This is a genomic window from Pantoea sp. JZ2 (assembly GCF_035191405.1).
GTDB lineage: Bacteria > Pseudomonadota > Gammaproteobacteria > Enterobacterales > Enterobacteriaceae > Pantoea > Pantoea stewartii.
Genome location: NZ_CP045247.1, coordinates 674,743 through 694,628, shown reverse-complemented (window position 1 = coordinate 694,628; position 19,886 = coordinate 674,743). Strand labels below are relative to the sequence as shown.

At 48.0% G+C, this 19,886-nt stretch carries 24 protein-coding genes and 5 pseudogenes; 10 read left to right on the top strand and 19 right to left on the bottom strand.

The genetic code is table 11. The features are described 5' to 3' along the window. Positions 1-33: 33 nt before the first annotated feature. From GC087_RS03465 to GC087_RS03450, 4 genes are read right to left on the bottom strand one after another with little or no spacing between them, the layout of a single operon-like run. Complete coding sequence (locus GC087_RS03465; RefSeq protein WP_024471084.1) at positions 34-417, bottom strand: hypothetical protein; 384 nt, start codon at positions 415-417, stop codon at positions 34-36. 1 nt (position 418) lies between these two features. Next, positions 419-598 carry a phage filamentation protein Fil family protein gene (locus GC087_RS03460; protein ID WP_024471085.1) on the bottom strand — a complete coding sequence of 60 codons (180 nt, stop codon included), beginning with the start codon at positions 596-598 and terminating at the stop codon, positions 419-421. A 10-nt stretch (positions 599-608) separates the two neighbouring features. Continuing rightward, complete coding sequence (locus GC087_RS03455) at positions 609-1,118, bottom strand: phage regulatory CII family protein (protein ID WP_324029618.1); 510 nt, start codon at positions 1,116-1,118, stop codon at positions 609-611. A 30-nt stretch (positions 1,119-1,148) separates the two neighbouring features. Continuing rightward, positions 1,149-1,412: a hypothetical protein gene (locus tag GC087_RS03450; protein WP_105082444.1), complete on the bottom strand. Its 264-nt coding sequence runs from the start codon at positions 1,410-1,412 to the stop codon at positions 1,149-1,151. Between the two features lie 130 nt (positions 1,413-1,542). On the opposite strand from GC087_RS03450, the gene GC087_RS03445 reads away from it, so the two are divergent. The 5 genes and pseudogenes from GC087_RS03445 (at position 1,543) to GC087_RS03425 (ending at position 6,521) form a co-directional block, all read left to right on the top strand. Further along, positions 1,543-2,124 (top strand): phage repressor protein CI, encoded by a 582-nt coding sequence (locus GC087_RS03445; protein ID WP_324029615.1) that lies wholly within the window; start codon positions 1,543-1,545, stop codon positions 2,122-2,124. Further along, positions 2,121-3,137: a phage integrase gene (locus GC087_RS03440; protein WP_324029613.1), complete on the top strand. Its 1,017-nt coding sequence runs from the start codon at positions 2,121-2,123 to the stop codon at positions 3,135-3,137. Before GC087_RS03445 ends, GC087_RS03440 begins: the two co-directional genes overlap by 4 nt. 528 nt (positions 3,138-3,665) lie before the next feature. After that, positions 3,666-4,767 (top strand): annotated as a pseudogene (locus GC087_RS03435) (IS3 family transposase). Between the two features lie 175 nt (positions 4,768-4,942). Next, the gene (locus tag GC087_RS03430) at positions 4,943-5,674 is read left to right on the top strand and encodes a DUF6216 family protein (protein ID WP_058708783.1); all 732 of its coding nucleotides are present in this window, start codon (positions 4,943-4,945) and stop codon (positions 5,672-5,674) included. A gap of 406 nt (positions 5,675-6,080) precedes the next feature. Next, positions 6,081-6,521 (top strand): WapI family immunity protein, encoded by a 441-nt coding sequence (locus tag GC087_RS03425; RefSeq protein WP_058708782.1) that lies wholly within the window; start codon positions 6,081-6,083, stop codon positions 6,519-6,521. Between the two features lie 699 nt (positions 6,522-7,220). Here the strand turns inward: GC087_RS03425 and GC087_RS25795 are convergent. Both GC087_RS25795 and GC087_RS03415 read right to left on the bottom strand, forming a co-directional pair. Beyond that, positions 7,221-7,511, bottom strand: a pseudogene (locus GC087_RS25795) (DUF1493 family protein); the annotation flags it as partial. Between the two features lie 548 nt (positions 7,512-8,059). Further along, on the bottom strand, positions 8,060-8,251 hold the full coding sequence (locus GC087_RS03415; RefSeq protein WP_054633078.1) for a toxin-antitoxin system HicB family antitoxin: 192 nt from the start codon (positions 8,249-8,251) through the stop codon (positions 8,060-8,062). Positions 8,252-8,387: 136 nt separating this feature from the next. Between GC087_RS03415 and GC087_RS03410 the strand changes: the two genes are divergently transcribed. Then, complete coding sequence (locus GC087_RS03410; protein ID WP_324029608.1) at positions 8,388-8,918, top strand: hypothetical protein; 531 nt, start codon at positions 8,388-8,390, stop codon at positions 8,916-8,918. 374 nt (positions 8,919-9,292) lie between these two features. On the opposite strand, the gene GC087_RS03405 is transcribed toward GC087_RS03410, so the two are convergent. From GC087_RS03405 to GC087_RS03360, 10 genes are all read right to left on the bottom strand, one after another. Further along, on the bottom strand, positions 9,293-9,514 hold the full coding sequence (locus GC087_RS03405; protein ID WP_033739904.1) for an ogr/Delta-like zinc finger family protein: 222 nt from the start codon (positions 9,512-9,514) through the stop codon (positions 9,293-9,295). A 73-nt stretch (positions 9,515-9,587) separates the two neighbouring features. Continuing rightward, positions 9,588-10,745 carry a contractile injection system protein, VgrG/Pvc8 family gene (locus GC087_RS03400; RefSeq protein WP_283785823.1) on the bottom strand — a complete coding sequence of 386 codons (1,158 nt, stop codon included), beginning with the start codon at positions 10,743-10,745 and terminating at the stop codon, positions 9,588-9,590. Position 10,746: 1 nt separating this feature from the next. Continuing rightward, positions 10,747-11,250 (bottom strand): phage tail protein, encoded by a 504-nt coding sequence (locus GC087_RS03395; protein WP_033739905.1) that lies wholly within the window; start codon positions 11,248-11,250, stop codon positions 10,747-10,749. Between the two features lie 6 nt (positions 11,251-11,256). Next, complete coding sequence (locus GC087_RS03390; protein ID WP_324029606.1) at positions 11,257-13,503, bottom strand: phage tail tape measure protein; 2,247 nt, start codon at positions 13,501-13,503, stop codon at positions 11,257-11,259. Further along, positions 13,496-13,618, bottom strand: a complete 123-nt coding sequence (locus GC087_RS03385) for a GpE family phage tail protein (RefSeq protein WP_013027268.1) — start codon at positions 13,616-13,618, stop codon at positions 13,496-13,498. Before GC087_RS03385 ends, GC087_RS03390 begins: the two co-directional genes overlap by 8 nt. A gap of 32 nt (positions 13,619-13,650) precedes the next feature. Next, a complete protein-coding gene (locus GC087_RS03380) occupies positions 13,651-13,947 on the bottom strand; it encodes a phage tail assembly protein (RefSeq protein WP_033739909.1) in 297 nt (98 codons plus the stop codon). 54 nt (positions 13,948-14,001) lie between these two features. Continuing rightward, positions 14,002-14,514 (bottom strand): phage major tail tube protein, encoded by a 513-nt coding sequence (locus tag GC087_RS03375; protein ID WP_033739911.1) that lies wholly within the window; start codon positions 14,512-14,514, stop codon positions 14,002-14,004. Positions 14,515-14,526: 12 nt separating this feature from the next. Next, entirely contained in the window at positions 14,527-15,696 is a 1,170-nt protein-coding gene (locus GC087_RS03370) for a phage tail sheath protein (protein ID WP_324029604.1), read from the bottom strand. Positions 15,697-15,797: 101 nt separating this feature from the next. Then, positions 15,798-16,091, bottom strand: coding sequence for a YciI family protein (locus GC087_RS03365; RefSeq protein WP_072193727.1), 294 nt, complete (start codon positions 16,089-16,091; stop codon positions 15,798-15,800). Between the two features lie 12 nt (positions 16,092-16,103). Continuing rightward, complete coding sequence (locus tag GC087_RS03360; protein ID WP_058702291.1) at positions 16,104-16,682, bottom strand: recombinase family protein; 579 nt, start codon at positions 16,680-16,682, stop codon at positions 16,104-16,106. A 112-nt stretch (positions 16,683-16,794) separates the two neighbouring features. On the opposite strand from GC087_RS03360, the pseudogene GC087_RS03355 reads away from it, so the two are divergent. Further along, positions 16,795-17,207: pseudogene (locus tag GC087_RS03355) on the top strand (phage tail protein). A gap of 175 nt (positions 17,208-17,382) precedes the next feature. Beyond that, a pseudogene (locus GC087_RS25790) lies at positions 17,383-17,813 on the top strand (tail fiber assembly protein). On the opposite strand, the gene GC087_RS03340 reads toward GC087_RS25790, so the two are convergent. The 3 genes and pseudogenes from GC087_RS03340 to GC087_RS03330 all read right to left on the bottom strand — a co-directional run bounded on the left by GC087_RS03340 (position 17,776) and on the right by GC087_RS03330 (position 18,834). After that, positions 17,776-18,009, bottom strand: coding sequence for a tail fiber assembly protein (locus GC087_RS03340; protein WP_416383425.1), 234 nt, complete (start codon positions 18,007-18,009; stop codon positions 17,776-17,778). The pseudogene GC087_RS25790 and the gene GC087_RS03340 overlap by 38 nt on opposite strands. Before the next feature lie 11 nt (positions 18,010-18,020). After that, a complete protein-coding gene (locus GC087_RS03335; RefSeq protein WP_324029602.1) occupies positions 18,021-18,386 on the bottom strand; it encodes a hypothetical protein in 366 nt (121 codons plus the stop codon). Continuing rightward, a pseudogene (locus tag GC087_RS03330) lies at positions 18,386-18,834 on the bottom strand (phage tail protein). The gene GC087_RS03335 and the pseudogene GC087_RS03330 overlap by 1 nt, the downstream one beginning before the upstream one ends. Before the next feature lie 108 nt (positions 18,835-18,942). Between GC087_RS03330 and GC087_RS03325 the strand changes: the two are divergent. Then, positions 18,943-19,578: a glycine-rich domain-containing protein gene (locus tag GC087_RS03325; protein ID WP_146212563.1), complete on the top strand. Its 636-nt coding sequence runs from the start codon at positions 18,943-18,945 to the stop codon at positions 19,576-19,578. Next, positions 19,575-19,751, top strand: a complete 177-nt coding sequence (locus GC087_RS03320) for a hypothetical protein (protein WP_166649059.1) — start codon at positions 19,575-19,577, stop codon at positions 19,749-19,751. The genes GC087_RS03325 and GC087_RS03320 overlap by 4 nt, the downstream gene beginning before the upstream one ends. Positions 19,752-19,886: the final 135 nt, after the last annotated feature.

The following is a 19,886-nucleotide window of genomic DNA, read 5'->3' as shown; positions in this document are numbered from 1 at the left end:
CGGGTTTACGCCATTAATTTTTTTGAGTCTTATTTACTCAGGTAAAAAACAGTCTGCGGTAGAAAACTGTCGGGGCAGAATCTTTCCCCAGCGCGCCATTTTATTCATCGCCATGATGATTAACTCGCGGCGGTATTCGTCGAAGTATTCAAACGGCTTTCCAATTTCCTCCTGTGAAAATGTTTTAGGATTTTCGCGGTTAGCCAGGGTTAACACGCAAAATTTAAACTCGTCATTCTGACGGTTGAAATAACGCAGCGACGGGTTAGCGTTATTGTCACGCTGCTGCCGCCAGCTTTTCCGAAACTCATCAAACGACATTTTGTTAACAGCATCAGCACGATTGCCCGTTGAATGAGTTTTGGCAAAAGATGCCGGGCCTTGCTGTGCGGTTGTGTTGCCTGTTACTCGCTGCATGTTACCCCCTGAATAAACGCGCCATGAAACCGGCGGGTTTGCGTTTGCTGGTCAGCCCCTGCAGCAGTTGCTTTTGGCTGTTGCACGGATGCCAGGGCTTGCCATTCTCACCCATGATCCAGCCGTTGCCGTATGCTACTGACGGGCTTTGACGCTTAAGACGTGATGCCAGTGAAATCATTATCAGTCCCTCAGCTCAGGCCAATGGATGCGCCGAAGCCGCTGATCGCGTCTACGGTTGATGCCATAGTGGGATTGGAATGAATGCGGGCCTGCACTGCTATAGCGGCCAGACTCAGGCAGCGAATGCCGGTATTAACGCTTTGCATCAGACTGCGGCGACAGGAAGTGCTAAGCGCATCCTGATTCACTGCACCGGCTGCCAGTTGCCCAACTTCTGCCGTGGCCTTCAAAACGTAGGCTGACAACTTTTCCTCGGCGTGTTCGTTCATCGGTACGCAAGGCAAACAATGTAGCTGTGCCAGTGCGCCATCCATTAAGGTTGCATCTTCGGTCAGGTCAATAAGCAAAAGCATTTCCGCAACGGCCAACTGGTGGGGCTGCTCAGGGTTCAGCTTGTTGCGTAGGGTCTGCACATTCATGCCTGTAGCCTGTGCAAGTTCTTTCATGTTGTGGGACAAAGCAAACCGGCGGCAAGCCTCGTCAAAGTGGTTATGTTTGGAAACGCGAAAATCAAACATGTGGATTTCTCCAAATTCACATAATGTGAATTAAGCGCCGATGATGAGTTGAAAACGGGAATGACCCAGCGATTTACGTAACTGCTCTTCTTTCCAGCGTGCGTAGTAGATTCGAACGGGGCCGCCAGCTTTTTTACATCCTTTACGGATTTTGCGCGGTTCAATTGGTACACAAGGATTTTCGCCGGTAGTCCAGCGATAGGCGGTGCGCTCAGATACCCCTTCCAACTCTGCGAACTGCTGCAGAGATACCATAGGGGCTGGTATTTTGAAGATTGCGATCTCAGAAGCCATGTTGCATCATTCCCTATTTGCCAATATTTGCCATCTGGTTGCCAACGTTTGCCAACGTTTGCCACTAATTGCCAACACAGTTGTGTACATTACTCAACAAATGGGTACTGGTCAACACGGAATACACTAAATGAAAATCAAAGAATACACTTTCGAAGCCACCGAGATTCTTGACCGTGTATGCGAAACATACGGATTTCACCAAAAAGCCCAGCTCGCGGAGTATTTCAAAATTTCGCCTAGTTCCTTATCAAACAGATACATGCGTGGAACTATTTCATATGACTTTGCAGCTATCTGCGCCTTAGAAACCGGTGCAAATTTGAAATGGCTTCTTTTGGGTGAGGGTGAAAAATTCTCAGCAGAACAACCTAAAAGTGAAGATAAAACTTTCGACTTATTCACTCTTAGTGAAAACCGCTTATCTGAAAAGTCACAATTACGGATTGGCGTAGGTTTCTTCGCGAAACAGCCTAGCAATGGCTTTGCGGTTAGGTTTTCTGGTGACGTCTATTTTATTGATAAGGATGCAAAAATTTCTGATGGCTCATGGCTGATAGGTATTGATGACTCAATAAGTATCAGAAAGCTTACAAAGCTTCCCGGAAATAAAATCCATGTTTCTGGTGGCGCAGTTGATTTCGAATGCACGCAAGAAGATCTAGAGATAATGGGCCGTGTCGTTGGGATTTATAGCGAGATGGATCAGTGACAGTACGTAAAAACCCTGCCGGTGGATGGATATGTGAACTTTACCCCAACGGGGCTAAGGGCAAACGCATCAGGAAAAAATTCGCTTCAAAAGGTGAGGCCCTAGCTTTTGAACAATACACCGTACAAAACCCGTGGCAGGAAGAGCAGGAAGACAGGCGAACTTTAAAAGAGTTAGTTGACGCATGGTTCAGCGCTCATGGAATTACTTTAAAGGACGGCTTAAAGCGCCAATTGGCAATGCACCATGCATTTGATTGTATGGGCGAGCCTTTAGCGCGCGATTTTGATGCACAAATGTTTTCACGCTATAGAGAAAGGCGTCTTAAAGGCCAGTTTGCTCGCTCCAACAGGGTTAAGGAAGTTTCACCCCGCACACTCAATCTCGAATTAGCTTATTTTCGTGCGATGTTCAACGAGCTAAATCGCCTTGGGGAATGGACAGGAGAAAACCCCTTAAAAAATATGCGCCCTTTCCGAACTACTGAAATGGAAATGGCCTGGCTGACTCATGATCAAATTTCGCTACTACTGAATGAGTGCAATCGCCATGAACATCCAGATTTAGAAAAAGTGGTCAGGATTTGCCTATCAACTGGCGCACGATGGTCTGAGGCTGAGAGCCTAAAAAAAAGCCAGATAACTAAATATAAAATAACTTATATCAATACTAAGGGTCGTAAAAATCGCACTGTTCCAATTAGCGTGGAACTCTATGAAGCGCTCCCGGATGTTAAAAGTGGCCGACTCTTTAGTGAATGCTATGGCGCTTTCCGTTCCGCGATGGAAAGAACCGGAATTGAATTGCCAGCAGGCCAATTAACTCACGTTTTGCGCCATACCTTTGCAAGTCACTTTATGATGAACGGCGGAAATATTTTAGTTTTGCAGCGCGTGCTTGGTCACACCGACATTAAAATGACAATGCGTTACGCGCATTTTGCGCCCGAACATTTAGAGGATGCTGTAAAACTCAATCCACTGGCGGTAAGTGGCGATAAAGTGGCGATGTAAATGGCAAATATTGGCAAGGTTTTGGCATATAGTGGCAAACTATGTCAATGATTAATAAGCTAAAGCATTGATTTACCGTTCTATCTCTAGGAACTCATAATCGCTTGGTCGCTGGTTCAAACCCAGCAGGGGCCACCAGATAAAACAAGGAGTTAGATGAGAAATCGTCTGACTCCTTTTTCTTTGGGTGCGATTCAGGTGATGTAGTGGATGACGCAAGTGAATGGCTGGGTGACGTAAGTAGTATGGGTTTAAATGTCTGGCTGGCCGGTTGCCAGAAACCTGATTTCCTGTTTTCGAAAAGCCTGAAAGCCCTTCGAGTTCAATAATAAACACAGCCTTATCTAAACCATCCTAGGGTTGCAGTACAAAACAAGCCATGAGTTTCGACGATTCCATTCAGCAACTGCGTAATGAGCAACTAGCGTGCCGGTCAGATACAGAACGCTTTATAAGCATCCCGGCAAACCCGACCATTCACTTTAGAGATCTTCCGGCATACTGATTATGTCCACGGAGGAGATCGCCATGCTTAAAGCACGATTCACTGAACACCAGATCATAGCCGTTCTGAAGCCCGTCGAAGCCTGACGCACGATTAAGGATGTCTGCCGCGAGGCCGGGGTCCCTGAGGCCTCGTACTACAACTGGAAAGCGAAGTTCGGCGGCATGGAACCCTCTGATATCAAAAAGATTAAGGAACCTGAGGATGAAAACCGTCGACTGAAACAGATGTTTGCGGAACTGAGTCTCAAGTGCCGCGCCCTGATAGACGTTATTGAAAAAAAGCTTTAAAACCAGCGATAAAGCGTGAGCTGGTCAGCTATCTGACCGCGCAGCTTGCCATGAGCTTACGTCAGGCATGCAGGACATTGTCACTGAGCAGGACGGTATTCGTTATCAGCCGGATACGCGACGTGATGAGCCGGTGATTATGGAACTGACCGTGGCGGCTGAACGCTATCCGCTATCCGCGATACGGATTTAAAAAAGCTTTTTCAGGTGCTATGCAGGCAGGGCAATAGGTGGAACCATAAAAGGGTTCGCCGTATTTATTGCCTGCTGAAACTGAATTTTCGCCGTAAGAGAAAACAGCGCCTGCCGGTGCGTAATCTGGCTCCGCTGGCGACGCCAGGAGGCGATGAACCAGAGCTGGCCCGTCGATTTTATGCACGATGCGCTGGTGTGCGGCTGGCGCTTCAGGACTTTCACCGTGGTGGATGATTTTAACCGCCAAGCACTGGCGATCGAAATTGACCTGAATATCCCGGCGCAGCGGATTGTGAGAGTGCTGGACATGATCGTGACAAACCGCGGATATCCGCTGAAAACGCGGATGGATAACGGTCCGGAGCTGATCTCGCTGACGCTGGCACAATGGGTAGAAGAACATGGTGTGATGCTGGAATTTATCAGGCCCGGCAAGCGCACGCAGAATGCCTTTATCGACCGGTTCAATCGTACATAAAGGACAGTAAAACTGGATTTTTATCTGTTCAGAACGCTGAATGAAGCACGGGAAATTACTGAGCGCTGGCTCAAAGAATATAACAGCGAGCGCCCTCATGAATCCCTGAATAACCTGACGCCTGAAGAATACCGGCTGACGGTCGAAAACCCGGAGATCTAAAAAAGTGCGTGAAATTAAAACAGGCATGCTTACAATAAAGTGCATTAATTCGGTGAGTTGTGTGTTCATGCTGAAATGATCGCAGTCTAAACATATTAAGGAAATCATTGCATTATGTGTGGCAGATGATACAAATTTATACACATTTTCAATCTGAAAAAAGCTGGAGAGCAATATGGTAGAAACACATGCTGTTAGCGGGCTGCTTAATAATCTTAGCATGAAGGATATAATTGTTAGCTTGGCAGGATTGACTGCTATATTAACTGCCTTAGGTAAATTTATAAGTACAACCATAAATAAATTAAACCTTCCTATAAAATATCATCAAGAAACTTATCGGAAAGCAGGTATAAAAACATGGCTATTAAAATTATTTTCTATAAGCATCAACCTTAAAAAGGTTCCAAAGTTAGATCGCATTGATCTTTTCTTTATTTATTTAATGATGGCGGTATTTATTTCTGCAGCTGTAACTTTTACATACCTAGACTGGAAGATCGCAATAGTTCCTAAAAACTGGACTGCATTAACGTTAAAATCAACAAAAGAAAAATTCCTTATTACATATGATAAAGCTTCTGCACATGCATTGAAACCATCTTGGTCAATTAGTAGTGAGCAGTGTAAATCAACCCCTCACACTACCCTAGCCTACAATAATAAAATATCCAATGAGCTTGCGAATGTAATTTGTGAAATTTTAAGTGCAACACCTCCTGATAAAAAACTCAAGCAATCCATACTGGAGTTTAACAAAAATCGTAATTTTTATATTATACTCCTTTCCCTATTAATATTACTTATGGTTTGGTTATCAATTGGCGCCAGGCTTAATATAAAGTACACAAAAAAATTAAGGGAGCATATTTTAAAGGAGCAAGAAATGGTAGAGAGATATACGTAATTTTATTTTCAATATATTCCCAACCAACGGAGTAATGCTTTCCATATTGCGTTGGTTAAATCACCCCTCTTAGTGAAAACTCATCAAGAATTTAAATTATATAAGCTTCTTACCTGTTCACTAAGCAATTAGTTATGTTTCTCTTAAATAAAACAATTATTATTGACTGTAAAGATAGTTCCAACATAGCTCAAGTTGGAGGTAAAACGCATTAGCTCAACAATTTTTTTCATAGTGTTATAATGACATGAAAATAACTACTATACCTTAAACAGAAATTTTGACAAATTACATAGCACGATATACCACCTAACTTTTAAATTATATGATAAATCCATCTGATAAGAGAATCCGACTGGACAATCACCCACTTTATGTATTTTTAAAAACCGACAGGAACGCATCAATGTTTGATATTAAAGACGAGAAATTTACGTTTGCGGTTTCTCCATTTGAAAGAGTGGTCGATAACGACATTGACCCTGAACATCATCGCTGGGACTGGATAAAATCTTTTGTTGAATTTTCTGTTCCTGGCCTGAAAGCACAGTTTCAAACTGAATTTACGGTAGGTGAGCTACTGGAACTACGTGAGCAATTTGCAGCGCACCATAACGCTTTAATTGCTCAACGTGAGATAAAGCCTTTCGAGTTTCAAAGCCAGTGCCATCAACTGAATATGATAATCAGGAAAGTAACCGGCGAAGAGGGTGTAATTATTGAATATAACCTTCGTCCTGAAGCGCATGCTGACAGCGCTCAGGTGAAAGGTGATTTCGGCATCAATGAGAGCTACTTCCCAGATATTTTAAAACGGCTGGATGAGATGATTGAATGGCAAAATTAAGCCTTCACGCCTCTAAAATTTTCCTGATAGTCCCCGCTGTAACGGGGATGTTTCTGTTTAGGCTTTCCCGGCCAACTAATATCCGGTGCCGTTAAGGTCTCCACGCGGTAGGTTCTTCATTGCTCCAGTAGCGCTTTCTCGCTCTCCATGGCGATGCCCAACTCGTCCGCATCCTGCAAGGGCGGAATAACGTATTACACCTCACATTACGCTAAGAATGGCACACTTTGACCTACTCACATTTCCCCCATGAGTTTGCGCGGACCAGCCACTGTAAAACAGGTCCGCAGATCCTATACGCTTTCCTGGATTGCTTTCGCTCAACGTTTTCAGCTTTGGCAAAATTTTGCTCTCAGTGCGTTGGTAACGCATACAGAGCGTACAGCAGGTATGCTATTTTTTAAACCTGACAAAATATCGGTAGATTTTTTTTGCCAGACAGATAGCGGCAATGCCCAGCAAAATCGATGTTATACCGAGAAAAAGCATTAACGAAAGGAGATGGCTAAACATCCCGCCCAGGCTTGTGAAGTCGCTGAGTCTGACGAGTTGTTCTGGGGTTAGTGTACGAACCACTATTTCCGGGAGAATCAGAAAAAATATAATGAATGCTAAAACATAAATCGTCTTATTTTTTCCCTTTTTCATTATTTTCCTGTCTGAGTTTGAGGGTAAGGTATTTTCTGTTTTTGATTTTTCTTCATCCGTCCAGTGACCTGCTCGGGCCGAGTCAATCAGTAATTGAATGGTCAACGCCTTTTCTGCTTTGCCATTATCTTCATGAAAATAGCGAGTGAAATTGATTTCATCTAAATTAATTGAAAATCTCTCTGTGAATTCCTCTAGTAAATCATAGGCATCTAACGGGTCCATTCGAAAATCTTCATTAAGATCGGTATTATGTTTGAGCGGATACCGCTTAAAGGTAAATATGCTGCGATCATTGTAAGTCTCAACAAGATCGAGTACTGTTTTTTCTGTCTCGTCCATTATCGTAATCTGCTCTTCTTTCTGGCAATCTTATTTTATTTGAATGTTATCTCATAGCTAATCTTGTAAGCGTACAACTTAGATTGCTCATTCATTTATAAGGATCTTACATCCTGATTATTTACTTTGAGCAAGTCAATATGGGTAAGGCCCGATTCACTGAACATCATATTACAGATAAATATTGAAACTTCATGGTGTTTTGAAAATCGCCATGAAAAAGATTATACGGTTGAGGTTAAACCCACTTACTGTATGTTATATAAAGATAAGCAACGATACCGACCCAGGCAACCACAAACCCCATTGGGTAAAATGGAACGAATCGCACAATAAAATAAGCACCAACAACACTGACTATAATCGGTACAAGATAGAAAAAAGATTGCAGTAACCATACAATAAAAAGCTTCATTTACTCAAAACTCCATCAAAGCCTCAGCTATTTTATCAAACTTGTAATGGCCAAATTAAAAACTTCACAATAGCGAAATTTAGCTTTTTTTCATTTACCACACATATAATTAACTCAATATTTCACGCACAAATTACCCCTCCGGCTCAATTCCCCTTGCCTTTAATGCCTCTCTCGCCAGGTTCTTCAGCCAGCTTGCCAGACTAATTCCTTCTTCAGTTGCAACCGCATCGAGCTGTTTTTTCAAGGCCGGATCAATGCGCATTTTAAATTGTGGAGACTTGCCTCCACCTTTTGGTTTTTTTTCACGCATTATTATTGACATGTGGCCACCTACTCCCTCAGTTTAGCCTCATAAAAGACCACATTAACATGAGGCCTTTTGTAAGAGCAACGCCCCGGCAGTGCAGCAACACATACCGGAGCGTCTGACCACAACGTTCACTCTAAGGAACAACGCTATGGCTAACACCGATAGTAACACAACCGCCCATCATCAAATCTTGGACATTCAGCCAGTTATCGAATCTGCGATCTCAAACCTCTTGAAAACGCCGCTTGGCACCACGCACGATCTGTTTCAGGTGCTGGATACGTGCGTGCGCTATGTGGATGCCCTGATTGAATGTCACGATATCGCCGCTCGTATGGCACTGTGCGGCCGTTTGCTGGCTGCACTGGAAGTATTGAAAGTTCTGTTAGACCAGCCACTGCCAGAACACCTGATTAAACGCCTCACGCTGGAGAAAGGTAATGACAAAGCCTGTCGCAGCGGTTGTTCGATAGATTTGGAAGAGATGCGGCAATATTGCAGCGCATTGACGTTAGTGTTGCTGAATCAGCCGGCTTCTACAGACTTGCAGAAACACATCACCGGCTTGTTATTCCAGATGATTAACATCATGACTGATGACTTAACCGCGCCGCGTTTTGTGCAAACAGCGTCGGGGCTGGTGATGATCGATAGCAAATTTACAGATAGCGTTCATTAATTCCGGCCCTTTCCCTTCTTCCCTGTGGAAGAAGGGAATTCGCATACCGAATTCAAATCCCAGCGCGGACTTACTCTTAGTACCAAAATACTTTATCACCCCTGCGTTTTCTTCTGGCGAAAATCGCCACGCTTTTTCTCTCTTCACCGGAAGCCTGTTTTGCCTGACTCATATCAGTAAAATCTTTTTATTCCGTACAGTAATTGCCAGTGTCCCCAAGGGCCCCGGCCCTCACCACCGTACAGTTATTAACAGAACTCCCAGAGGCCGCTGTCGCGCCCTTAAACGTCAACGGCTCGCTGGCCTTCAGCCTGATCTCCCAGCGATCCCATCCGGGCCGCAGCCATAAAAAAACCCGCTTTCGCGGGTTGGGCTTACAGCAACTGCGGTGACGGGTTATTGCTGCCTTTCGCCATCACCGGCACGGTATTAATCTGCGCCGGTTCGACGATAATCCCGGATACGCTCTCCAGGGTTTTAAAGGTACAACTGCAGTTAATGTTCTGGCACTGGTGATAACGTTCTTTCGTCTCTTTCGAAACGTAACGGCTGCTTTTCGTATGGGCGGCGGTCTGACATTTTGGGCAATGCATCATAGTTGTTCTCCTCTCTGGCATAGTGCAACATTAGCCAAAGACTAAACAAAAAGCAACAATAATTAGACTTAATCTAACCCGCTTGATTTTCTACTAAGATGTAGTCCACGTTTTCAGTCATCAGCTCCAGGTTCAACTGGGTGGTAAAGCCACTTTTATCGAGGGTATGCACGATATTGGTAATCAGCCATTTTTGATTATCGATGACCGATTTAAAACCTTGAGCTTTGACCGGCGTTTCAGGAATCAACTCCGCAGCACCCAGCGCCAGTAGGATCTTCAGCGTAGCCCGATTGCGTTGCAGTTCCTGCCACTTTGCCTTAGCCGCCTCCTCTGCTTCCTCCTGGCTACTGAAGTGCGTATTCAGTACATACAGCTTCTTATTGCTGCCAAAAACATAGGTTTTTCCCGGGTCTTGTTGCCCGATTGTGGGGATGTTTTTGGCCGCGGGATGGACAGGGTTCACCGCCGGTGTTGCTGGCGGTATCGTGTTGACGGTTACCCCTTTCTGCTGCGCCTTTTTCTGATCGTACCATTTTGCTTCTACGCCACTGTAATCGTCGCGCTTAAACAATTTGTACTCATACTTATCGCCATCCTGTCGGTTCAGATTCAGGAGTGAAATCGGCTTTCCGCTCACGGTCACGCCCTGCCCGGGGGCAAAGAACTGCAGCATTTCTTTTTTAATTGTCGCCACCGCGCCAACCAGCATAGCCAGACGAGTAATAAATGTGCCGTCCGTTTCCTGTGTTTGATCGAGGTGCTTAATCTTTTTCTTAGCTATCTCCTGCGAAACTTTCCACTTGAGGTTATTACGTTTCGCGATTTTTTCCACGGCCTCGCCAACCGTCATGTCTGGATATGAATCAGTGATTTTAACATCGAGCGAACCGCTAAAATCGGCGCTTCGGGCGACCACCGTTATCGTGTCCGGCGCGCCCTGGTAGGTGACCTCATCAATGAGGTAGATGCCTTTATTTGCAAGCGGCTGTCCTTTCCAGCCAATCTCCAGGGCGACTTTTGCGCCAAAAGGCGGCATGACCAACTGGCCGTCGCTGTCGTCCAGCGTCAGCTCCAGTTGATCGGCCTGTAAGCCACGGTTATCCGTTAACTTCAGAGAAATCAGCCGTGGGCGAATATCTTCCGTTTTATCCTTCGTCTCAATTTTGATATTGAAGTCCGGCGTCGGCGCAACGCGCAGAGGCACCGGAATCGGGGCGATATCGCTCATCTCAGCGCCCTCCGCTCAGCGCAGAGGTAACGCTGTTGATGACAGAACCCACCCGTTGCGCTGCGTCACTGGCCCGGTTTTGCAGTTCTTCCGCCTGCCTTTTTAAGTCGCCGAACATGCTGGTCAATGAATCGTCTACCCGCAACAGGTTGAGGGTAAAGCCTATCTTGCGCGCGCTGCCGTCGCTGTAGAATTCGGTATGCGTGGCCGAGAAATCTGTTACGACAAACATGCCGTAAATAATGCCATTGCCGCCAATCAGCGGCCACGCCAGGCCTTCATCGGCCATCGCCTTCAGTGCCAGCAACGTGACATTGCCGCCGGTGATTTCAGGCCGGAGCTCGCCAGACAGGGTGATTTTATCGTCACCGGCACCCAAAAACTGGGTCGACTCACGTCGCCCTACGCGACTGTTTTTTGCCCAGCGATAGCCCACGTCATGCTTCAGATTGTCGAAGGGAAGGGTTTGCCGTACAAACGGCATCATGCCTAATATCATCATCATGGTGAATTAATCCCGGCTAAACATGGAGTTATAGCTGCTATCAGCCGTGGACCACGGCGATGCCGTGGAATACTGTGCAACGGCCTGTCCAATCGCCTGGGGGTCTCCTGTCGCATAGATGTTGTTGGTTACGGTGTGCTGACGGTTATCCACGTTTGAATTGTTAACCGAAGGCAAAGGCTGATTGAGCGTGCTGTTAAGGCTGGCGCGCGATGCGGCCGGACGGGCATCCGCGTTATCCTCATCCTCGTCATCCTGCTCGCGCATTTTGGGCGGTGGCAGCTTGTCTTTCACCTTGTCAGATTTCTCATCGATGATGCCAAGTTTGCCCAGTACCCAGTCAATGCCGCCCCGCAGTTGGTTAAGGGCTTCACCAGGCAATTTCAGTGCTGTCGCCAGCATGTTGCCAAAGCGCTGTCCCATCTCACCTGCTGAAGCCAGTTCCTGCTGAGAAAACTTCACGGGTTCCAGCAGCTTCGAGAACCAGGCGCCCAGCTCGGACACTTTGTTACTGAACCAGTCAAATACCGGCTTCAGCGGCGCGAACGCGTCGCTGATCGGTCCCATCGCCGCGCTGAAACCTTCAGCAACGCCGCTGATAAAAGCGCTAATCGGTTCCCAGTACTGGTAAACCAACATGGCGCCCGCCGCGATAGCCGCGCCAAGCAAGACCACCGGTAGCGTAATCGCCCACAGCGTGGCCGTAATCGCGCCACCGATGATGGCAAACGCGCTGCCCAGCAGCTCCACACCCGCCATGATGGTGCTCAGCCCGCTAATGACGGGCCAGGCAATGTTCCCCACGCTGGCCAGTGAATCCACCAACGTCAGCCCACCGGCCGCCAGCGTCAGCAGGCTGTCCGAGAGCTGGGGATTGATATTCATGACGCCGGTCAGGACGGACTGTACGGACAAGCCATCCTGAGTGATAGCCTGCAGGCTGGTATCAACCGACGCGTCTGCGGCTGGCGGCTGGGCAGCGGGCGCCTGAGACAGCTGATCCAGTCGGCCACTGGCTGCGCCCTTCATCAGCACTGCGGCAGGGGCGGCACCCTGTTCACCAAAAATGGCCTGCAGATAAGCGGCTTGTTGGGCTGCGTCGAGTTTATTTTTCTCAAACGCCGCCTGTACCTGACCGAGTACCGCGAAAATGGGCTGGTTGTTGCCCTGGTCGTCAGCGGTTTGCACATTCAACGCTTTCAGAGCGCTGTCTGCGCTGGCGTCCGGTGCCTGAACATGCGTCAACATGGCGCTGACGCCAGCACCGGCCTGGCTGCCCGTCATGCCGTTTTCTGCCAGCACGCCCATCATGGCCGCGGTCTGACCGACGCTTACACCGGCGTTCTTCGCGGCTGGCCCTACAGCGACCATCGCCGTCTTAAGCGCGGTAAAATCGGTTGTTTTATTGGCAAAGGTCGATGAGAGCACGTCGCCTAACTGACCAACCTGGTCATCTGCAATGCCGAACGCGTTTTTAATATTGAGCACCAAAGACGCGCTTTCTTGCATGCTACGTTGCGTCGCGTTTGCAAGGTTAGCCACTGCCGGTGCTGCAGCTTTTGCCTCACCCGATGAGCCACCCGATTGCGTAATCGCCGCGCGGGCTTGCACAATCTCATTTGCAGGTGACAGGTAATCAATGACTTTTCGGCCCTTCTCAACAAAGTCTTTGGCCTTCGAACTGGCACTTTGCACGTTATCTGCCAGCGCCATGCCGGCACGGTAGCGATCGCGTATGCGGTTGAGCTTGTCCTGACGTTGATTCAGCCGATCCATGGACTGACCCTGCGCATTGAGGGTGGATGTCGTCTGCTCGGCTTGTTGATTCAGCTTCCGGCGCTCACTGCTCAACCGGCGCGTGGAAATCCCGGCGTCATTCAGCGCCTGGCGTTGCTCCTGTACCGACTGACGCAGCTGAATATTTTTTTGCTGCAGCGCGTTAGCCGACTGACGCAGCTTATCCAGCGCCTGCGTTTGTTCCGCGGTGGGGTTTTGGGTGTTTTTAAGTTGAATGGCGAGTGCTGCCGCTTCTGCCCGGGTATTTTTGAGATTTTGTTGGGTCAGCGTCAGTTCTTTGCGTGTCGCCCGGAACCCTTCAATCTGCGCGGATTTAGCGTTGAGCGCATCCAGGTGGTCCTGCGTTTCCTGGATATCCGCAGACAGTTTTTCTGTTTCTTTACGCACGGCACTGAACGGGCGCGTCGCCCGATCAACCGCTTCCAGCAGCACTTGCAGCTTGAGCGTGTTACTCATCTGAGGTTACTCCACTGCGGATCATCACTCTATGCCGCCAGTCGAGTAACTCTTCCAGCGACATGGGATACATTTCTGAGGGGGGCCAGTGAAAAACGCTGGCAATATCGGCCATCAGATCATTGACCGTCATATCGCGGGGCCAGCTTACGTGGCCGATTTCGCTGACAAAAAACCAATCACCTTGCCGCCCAGGGCAATCAGGTCAACCGGGTCCAGCGCATTGCATTCCGCTTTGGTCAGCGAAGGCATCGTGATGCGGGGCAGCACCATCAACAGCGCATCCACATCGGACGAGGCCAGCTCGGCCAGTCGTACACCGCGCAGCGCGCCGGCGTTCGGTTTGACCAGCTCGACCTGGGCGATCACTACATCACCGCGTGAAATCGGGCTTTCCAGCACCACCAGGTTGTCTTTCTGTTCCGGCTTATCCAGCTGTTCCATTTTTTCTCCATCTCAATCAAGAGGGGCCAGCGCAGAACGCGCTGGCCTTTGTTATTACACCAGGCCGAGATTTTTACGGCGCTGTTCCAGACGATCGACGCCGTTGACCTTCTCCACCATGTTGACGGTGTCGATTTCAATCAGCTCTTTGCCATTCCAGGTCAGTTTGAAATAGGTATTTTTGCTGGTGACTTTGGTTTCGGCGTTTTCACCCTGCTTGGCTTCACCGAAGTCAAACGCCTGGTGCTTACCGCGCACTTCAATTTCAACGGCAATCTCTTCGCCGGTGTCATCGCGCTGATAAGAACCGGTAAAACGTAACGGAACGTTGGCCGTTGCGCCCCACTGGCTGAGTACCAGCTCATCCATACCGCCCAGCGTCCACTCCATATCGAGCGCCGCATCGTCCAGGCCGTTATCGATAAACGCGGCGCCGTTCATGCCGCCTGCGCGATAGGTATCCAACTTGCGTGACAGCTTCGGCAACGTAACGGCGGTTACAATGCCCTGATAGCTGTTTGAATCATTAAAGAGGTTTAACCCTTTGAGTTTACGTGGCAGTGCCATTTATCCGGCTCCTTAGCTGTTTACGGATGCGGCGAAGTTCGCCAGATAGGTATCAGTGATGCGCTGACGCAGCGTCAGATCTTCCAGCGGGGGCACCGGCGTGTAGTCGTAATCGATAAACAGTTTGCCCGCCTTCAGGCTCTCTTTATCGTTCGCGCTTTCGTCGTACCAGCAGTTCGCCCCCAGCAGATAACCAGCGCTGACCAGTTCACGGAACTTCGCGTTGATGCCGGCGATGATTTCGCGTACCAGCACTGGCGTCAGCGGTTTATCGTTGGCCCACATGTGCGCTTCCGCCATGATATCGGCCAGCACCTGCGCTGAACGGGTGTAGTTCTCAAACGCGAAAAGCGGATCGTCGCTACAGGTGCGGTTGCCCCAGAAACGGAAGCCGTCTTTGCGGATTAGCGTGGTGACGCACTTCTCATTCAGCAGATCGGCATCGGTGCCAGTCTGTTGCAGATCCCAGAAAACGTCTGCAGAGATGCCGGTTACGCCATTGACGCCCACGTTGGACAGGGTTTTATGCCAGCCCGTATCGTTGTCAATTTTGGCGCGCAGGCCCAGCGCACGTGCGGTGGCATAAGCCATTTCAGATTTGCTGGTCGCGGTGTTCCAGGCAATAAAGTCTGGCCAGATGACCATCAGCTCACGCTGGCTAAAGTTTTCGCGGTACTTCATGGCATCAGAGATGGTTTTGCTGTTCCAGGCGGACACGTAAGCAAAGCCACGCAGCTGCTGCGCAATGCTGGCCAGCGCGGTCGCCACTTCCAGCGAATCCAGCCCTGGCACGCCCAGAATACGTGGCTTAACACCCAGCTGAGTTTGCGCGCTGAGCAGCGCCTTCATGCCGCTGTATTTACCGTTCGCGTCTGTCGAGCCAATCAGGTTAGAGGTGGTTTCCGCCTGACTCGCGCCTTCTGCTACGCGAACCACGACAGTCACTGGCTTCGCCTGGTCAGCAATCGCCTGCAGCGCGGCCGCCAGGGTGCCCTGGGTACCGGCTTTGCCGATGGCTGCCTGCACGTTGGTCAGCAGAACAGGTGTGTTAAGAGGGAACGCCGTTGCATCAGCATCTTCTGCGGTGCAGATCATGCCAACAATGGCGGTTGAAACAGTCGAGATGGTGCGTGTGCCGTCATTAATTTCGACGACGCGGACACCGTGATGAAAATCAGACATCTGTAGCACTCCGTGTTGAGGGTGTGCTCAGAGTGTCAGGTCAGCAGAAAGGATGCATGCGATTGCAGTTTGCTGGCGCGTGGCTAAACAGCGGCGATAATTTACAGGGTAACGGGGCTGTCAAAAGCCTTACTCCAGAGCCGGATATCCACGTTTTGACGCAGCCCCTCTTGCCAGAACGGGTCCTGCTTCAGGAGGGTTTCAACAGCTTCTTTGGATGCGGCTTCCACAATCCATAACGCACCATCGGGATGAGCCGTGGCATGCTCTCTGAGGGAGCCCGCAATCAGTACGCCTGACCTGACGCTTTCCAGCCACTGCAGATGAGCGTCCATATAGATTTTGCGGATATCAGCCCGGTCGGCACGATCGTAAAAACGTACGGCAAACAACATAGTTTATTCCTGTTAGTTACTGCTGTGATCGGTGGGTTTAGTGGCGTTGACTGGAAGGTAGCGATACAGGGTTTTGACAGAAATATCCAGCACCAGTGCCACCTGGTAACGTGTGGCGCCGTTCGTCAGCATTCTTTTTGCCCGTTCCACGACGTCCGGCGTCATAATGCGCCGCCGCCCACCAATACGTCCTTTTTCTCGCGCAGCGGAGAGGCCCGCTCGCGTGCGTTCAACGATCAATTCACGCTCCATTTCCGCCAGGGCGCCCATCACATGAAAGAAAAAACGCCCCATCGGCGTGCTGGTGTCGATGCTGTCCGTCAGGCTACGGAAATTGACTCCACGTTCACGCAGCTCCTCAGTGAGCATGACCAGATGACGCATGCTGCGGCCAAGCCGATCCAGCTTCCACACCACCAGAGTATCGCCTTCTTTTAACGTCCTGAGCGCCCGCTTTAGGCCTGGTCGTTCGCTGGTCTTACCGCTGATTTTATCCTCAAAAATCTGTTCACAATTTGCACTCTGCAAGGCATTCCGTTGTAAATCGGTGTTTTGGTCATTTGTTGACACCCTGACATAGCCAATCAGCATCATTTTTCCTCTGGTAAAAGGTGGGGAGTTTGCCATTGCGTAGGTTACAGGGGCCAGGGGTTTGTTTCGCGAAAACCTCGGTTTAGGCGAAGGCTCTGCTTTGCCGGTTGGCGTGCCGGTTCCCTGGCCTTCGGAAAATCCGCCAACTGGGTGGCTAAAGTGTAATGGTGCCGCTTTCAGCGCTGCCACCTATCCGCTTCTGGCTAGAGTGTACCCGTCGCTTAAATTGCCAGATCTACGTGGAGAGTTTATTCGTGGATGGGATGATGGAAGAAATGTCGATAATGGAAGAACTATCTTCTCTGCACAAGGAGATGAAATTCGTTCGCATAACCACAAATTTGTTAACGAATACGGAACCCCAACCCGAATTTTATTGCATTCACTGATCAAAATAGCGAGTCAATAGAAATAATGGGACAAGCTGGCAATCGTTGTCATACATATATATTTATGGAAAACACGGGTGGATCAGAGACACGACCACGCAACATTGCATTTAACTATATTTTGAGGGCTGCATAATGTTAAGAGCTCAGTTGGATAAAAATCTCATAGCTATTAACTCTGGGAAGTTAGTGTTTATAATTATGATGGTATTTCACGTGAATATCTTTCAACTATCACTGAAGCTCTTGCTAAAGGAGTAGGCCTTCCTGCTAATTCATGTGTCGACGCTCCCTTAGAAAAAAAAGAGGGCATGAAGGTTTGCAGAACTAAAGACCTTTCTGCATGGGAGTATATTAGCGATCATCGTGGTGAAACTGTCTACAACACTGAAACAGGGGAATCATTTATTATAACTGAACTGGGTGATTACCCAACCAATACAACTTCAAAAGTTCCAGCTTCAGAGTACTGTAAATGGGATGGTGAAAACTGGGTTGAGGATTTTTCGCTTAAACATGAAGCTGATAAAAAATTGCAGAAAAAAACCGAAATGATATTTTAAACAGTATTGATAACACAATATCAGATTGGAAGATTGAACTTTTTCTTGGTGATATTAGTGATAGTGACAAAGCAAAACTATCAGCTTGGATGGCGTATAAAGCTTCGGTCAAAGCCGTCGATATATCGACGGCTCCTGACATCATTTGGCCGACACCTCCGGTGGCAAAGGCCATGTGATATCTGGCACCTGATAAGTTTTAATTTCTTTTAATTTTCTTATATAGGCCAGCCAATCGATTAAGCTGGCCTTATCCTTGTCAGTTATAATACCTAATTGCAGTTCTGTCTGCCAGATACTAATTATATTTTGCGCATTAACCAATAGTTCATTTTGTTTTTTTTCTGCGAAGCCTACTTCAGCCTCGTGCTGCACACGGCTATCGGTTATCCATGTACTCCCATCCCATGAATCATACTTGTTTTTGGTTTGAGAGTTGTAGTATCCTTTGGGTATGGACCTATGGTTTTTATTATTCTTTCATTACCCGTTTCAGTGTCATATACAGTCTCACCGCGGTGATCATCAACTAATTTCCATTCATCGTTTTCATAAACGCAAGTAGTACCTGCTTTTCCTGATAAATTTGGCTTGATGGTTGAAAATGCAGGAATGCCAACACCTTTTAAAATATATTCCTTTGATATATTTTTAAACTCTCCAGTCACGGCATCGTAATTGTATACCTCCAAAAAAACATCTTTTGTAGATAGTTCGTTTTCGTCAAAAGAAAACTCTTGTTTATTATTCATTAGATTGCCCTTAAAATATAATTAAATGCAATGTTTCTTGGTCGACTTATACCATAAACACCCACGGCCCACGTGTTAGATGAATAATCATTCGTGGCTGGTGTCATTGAGATATACATCCCAGCAATGCTTGGTAAAGGTGTATCGTCGTAACCCCAGCGAGATTTTTCAGTTAAATTATTTATCGTGACAAGCGTATTTGCGCTTATTCCATCGTCTCCAACAACTACTGATCCTTGTTGATAAGAGAGGAGACTTCTTCCGCTATCAACCCCCGTCCATCGTCCCAGCCACGTATAAATTCCCCACGCAAATCCGGCAATTTAAGCGACGGGTACACTCTAGCCAGAAGCGGATAGGTGGCAGCGCTGAAAGCGGCACCATTACACTTTAGCCACCCAGTTGGCGGATTTTCCGAAGGCCAGGGAACCGGCACGCCAACCGGCAAAGCAGAGCCTTCGCCTAAACCGAGGTTTTAAAGTTTTTCCGGGCTTTGTGCCAATAATAAAAAGAGGATACAAACCTCGGTTTAGACGAAAAGCTTTTTGGCCGATTATTGAAGGTAAATATTTTCAGTCAAAATACGACTTATGCAAAACCGACCGCGAGACTACTAAAAATAATCGTTACAGGAGGCGGCGGCGGTGGCGGTGGGACTTCTGCAGTTGGAGCAAATCAGGGAGCGGTTGGCTCAGGTGGAGGGGCGGGTGGTACCGCTATCTCCTGGCATTCAGTCGATGAGCTTGAGTTTCCCATATTGCTAACCGTCGGAAAGGGTGGTTCTGGTGGAGTCGGTGGTAACGAGCCGCAATCAGGGCAAAGCAGCAGTTTTGGTAGATACCTCTCTGCATCAAGCGGTGCTCGAGCGGCAAGTGGTACGGCATTTAACTACGGAGAGAATCGCTTACTTTCTAACGGCGGCAGTGGTATTGGCTATGGTGGTAATCACATGAATGTCAGAGGCTCTGCAGGAACCCCAGCAATTACCTTAAGCTCGGGCTATGAGAGTGGAGGTGGTGGCGCATCGTTTTTCTGTGGAGGGGGAAATCCTATTGCTGCAGGCTCATCTTTGTCTGGTGATCCTGGCGCGTTTGGATCAGGCGGCGGCGGTGCATTTTCTGTTAGTAATTCATCTGCTCAAAATGGAGGGGGCGGTGGCGATGGCATTATTATCATTGAGGAATATGCATGAAAAACTATGCGCGAATTGAAAAAAACACAGTAAGAGAACTATTTTCAACGGAAGATGATATAACGGAATTGTTCCACCCTTCTATTCAGTGGGTTGATATCACAGAATGTGAAGTTAAGCCTGAAGAAGGTTGGGAGTATGTAAAAGGTATGTTCGTGCCGCCCAGGAAATGAACACCACGTCGGAAAAAGACCCGCGGCAGCGGGTCTTACTTTAAATCTCATAAATATCAAAAAGATGCTTATAAAATGATTGGTAAATAATTCCAGGTTATGGCTTCAACTGTTATGGATTGCGTTAATAAACTT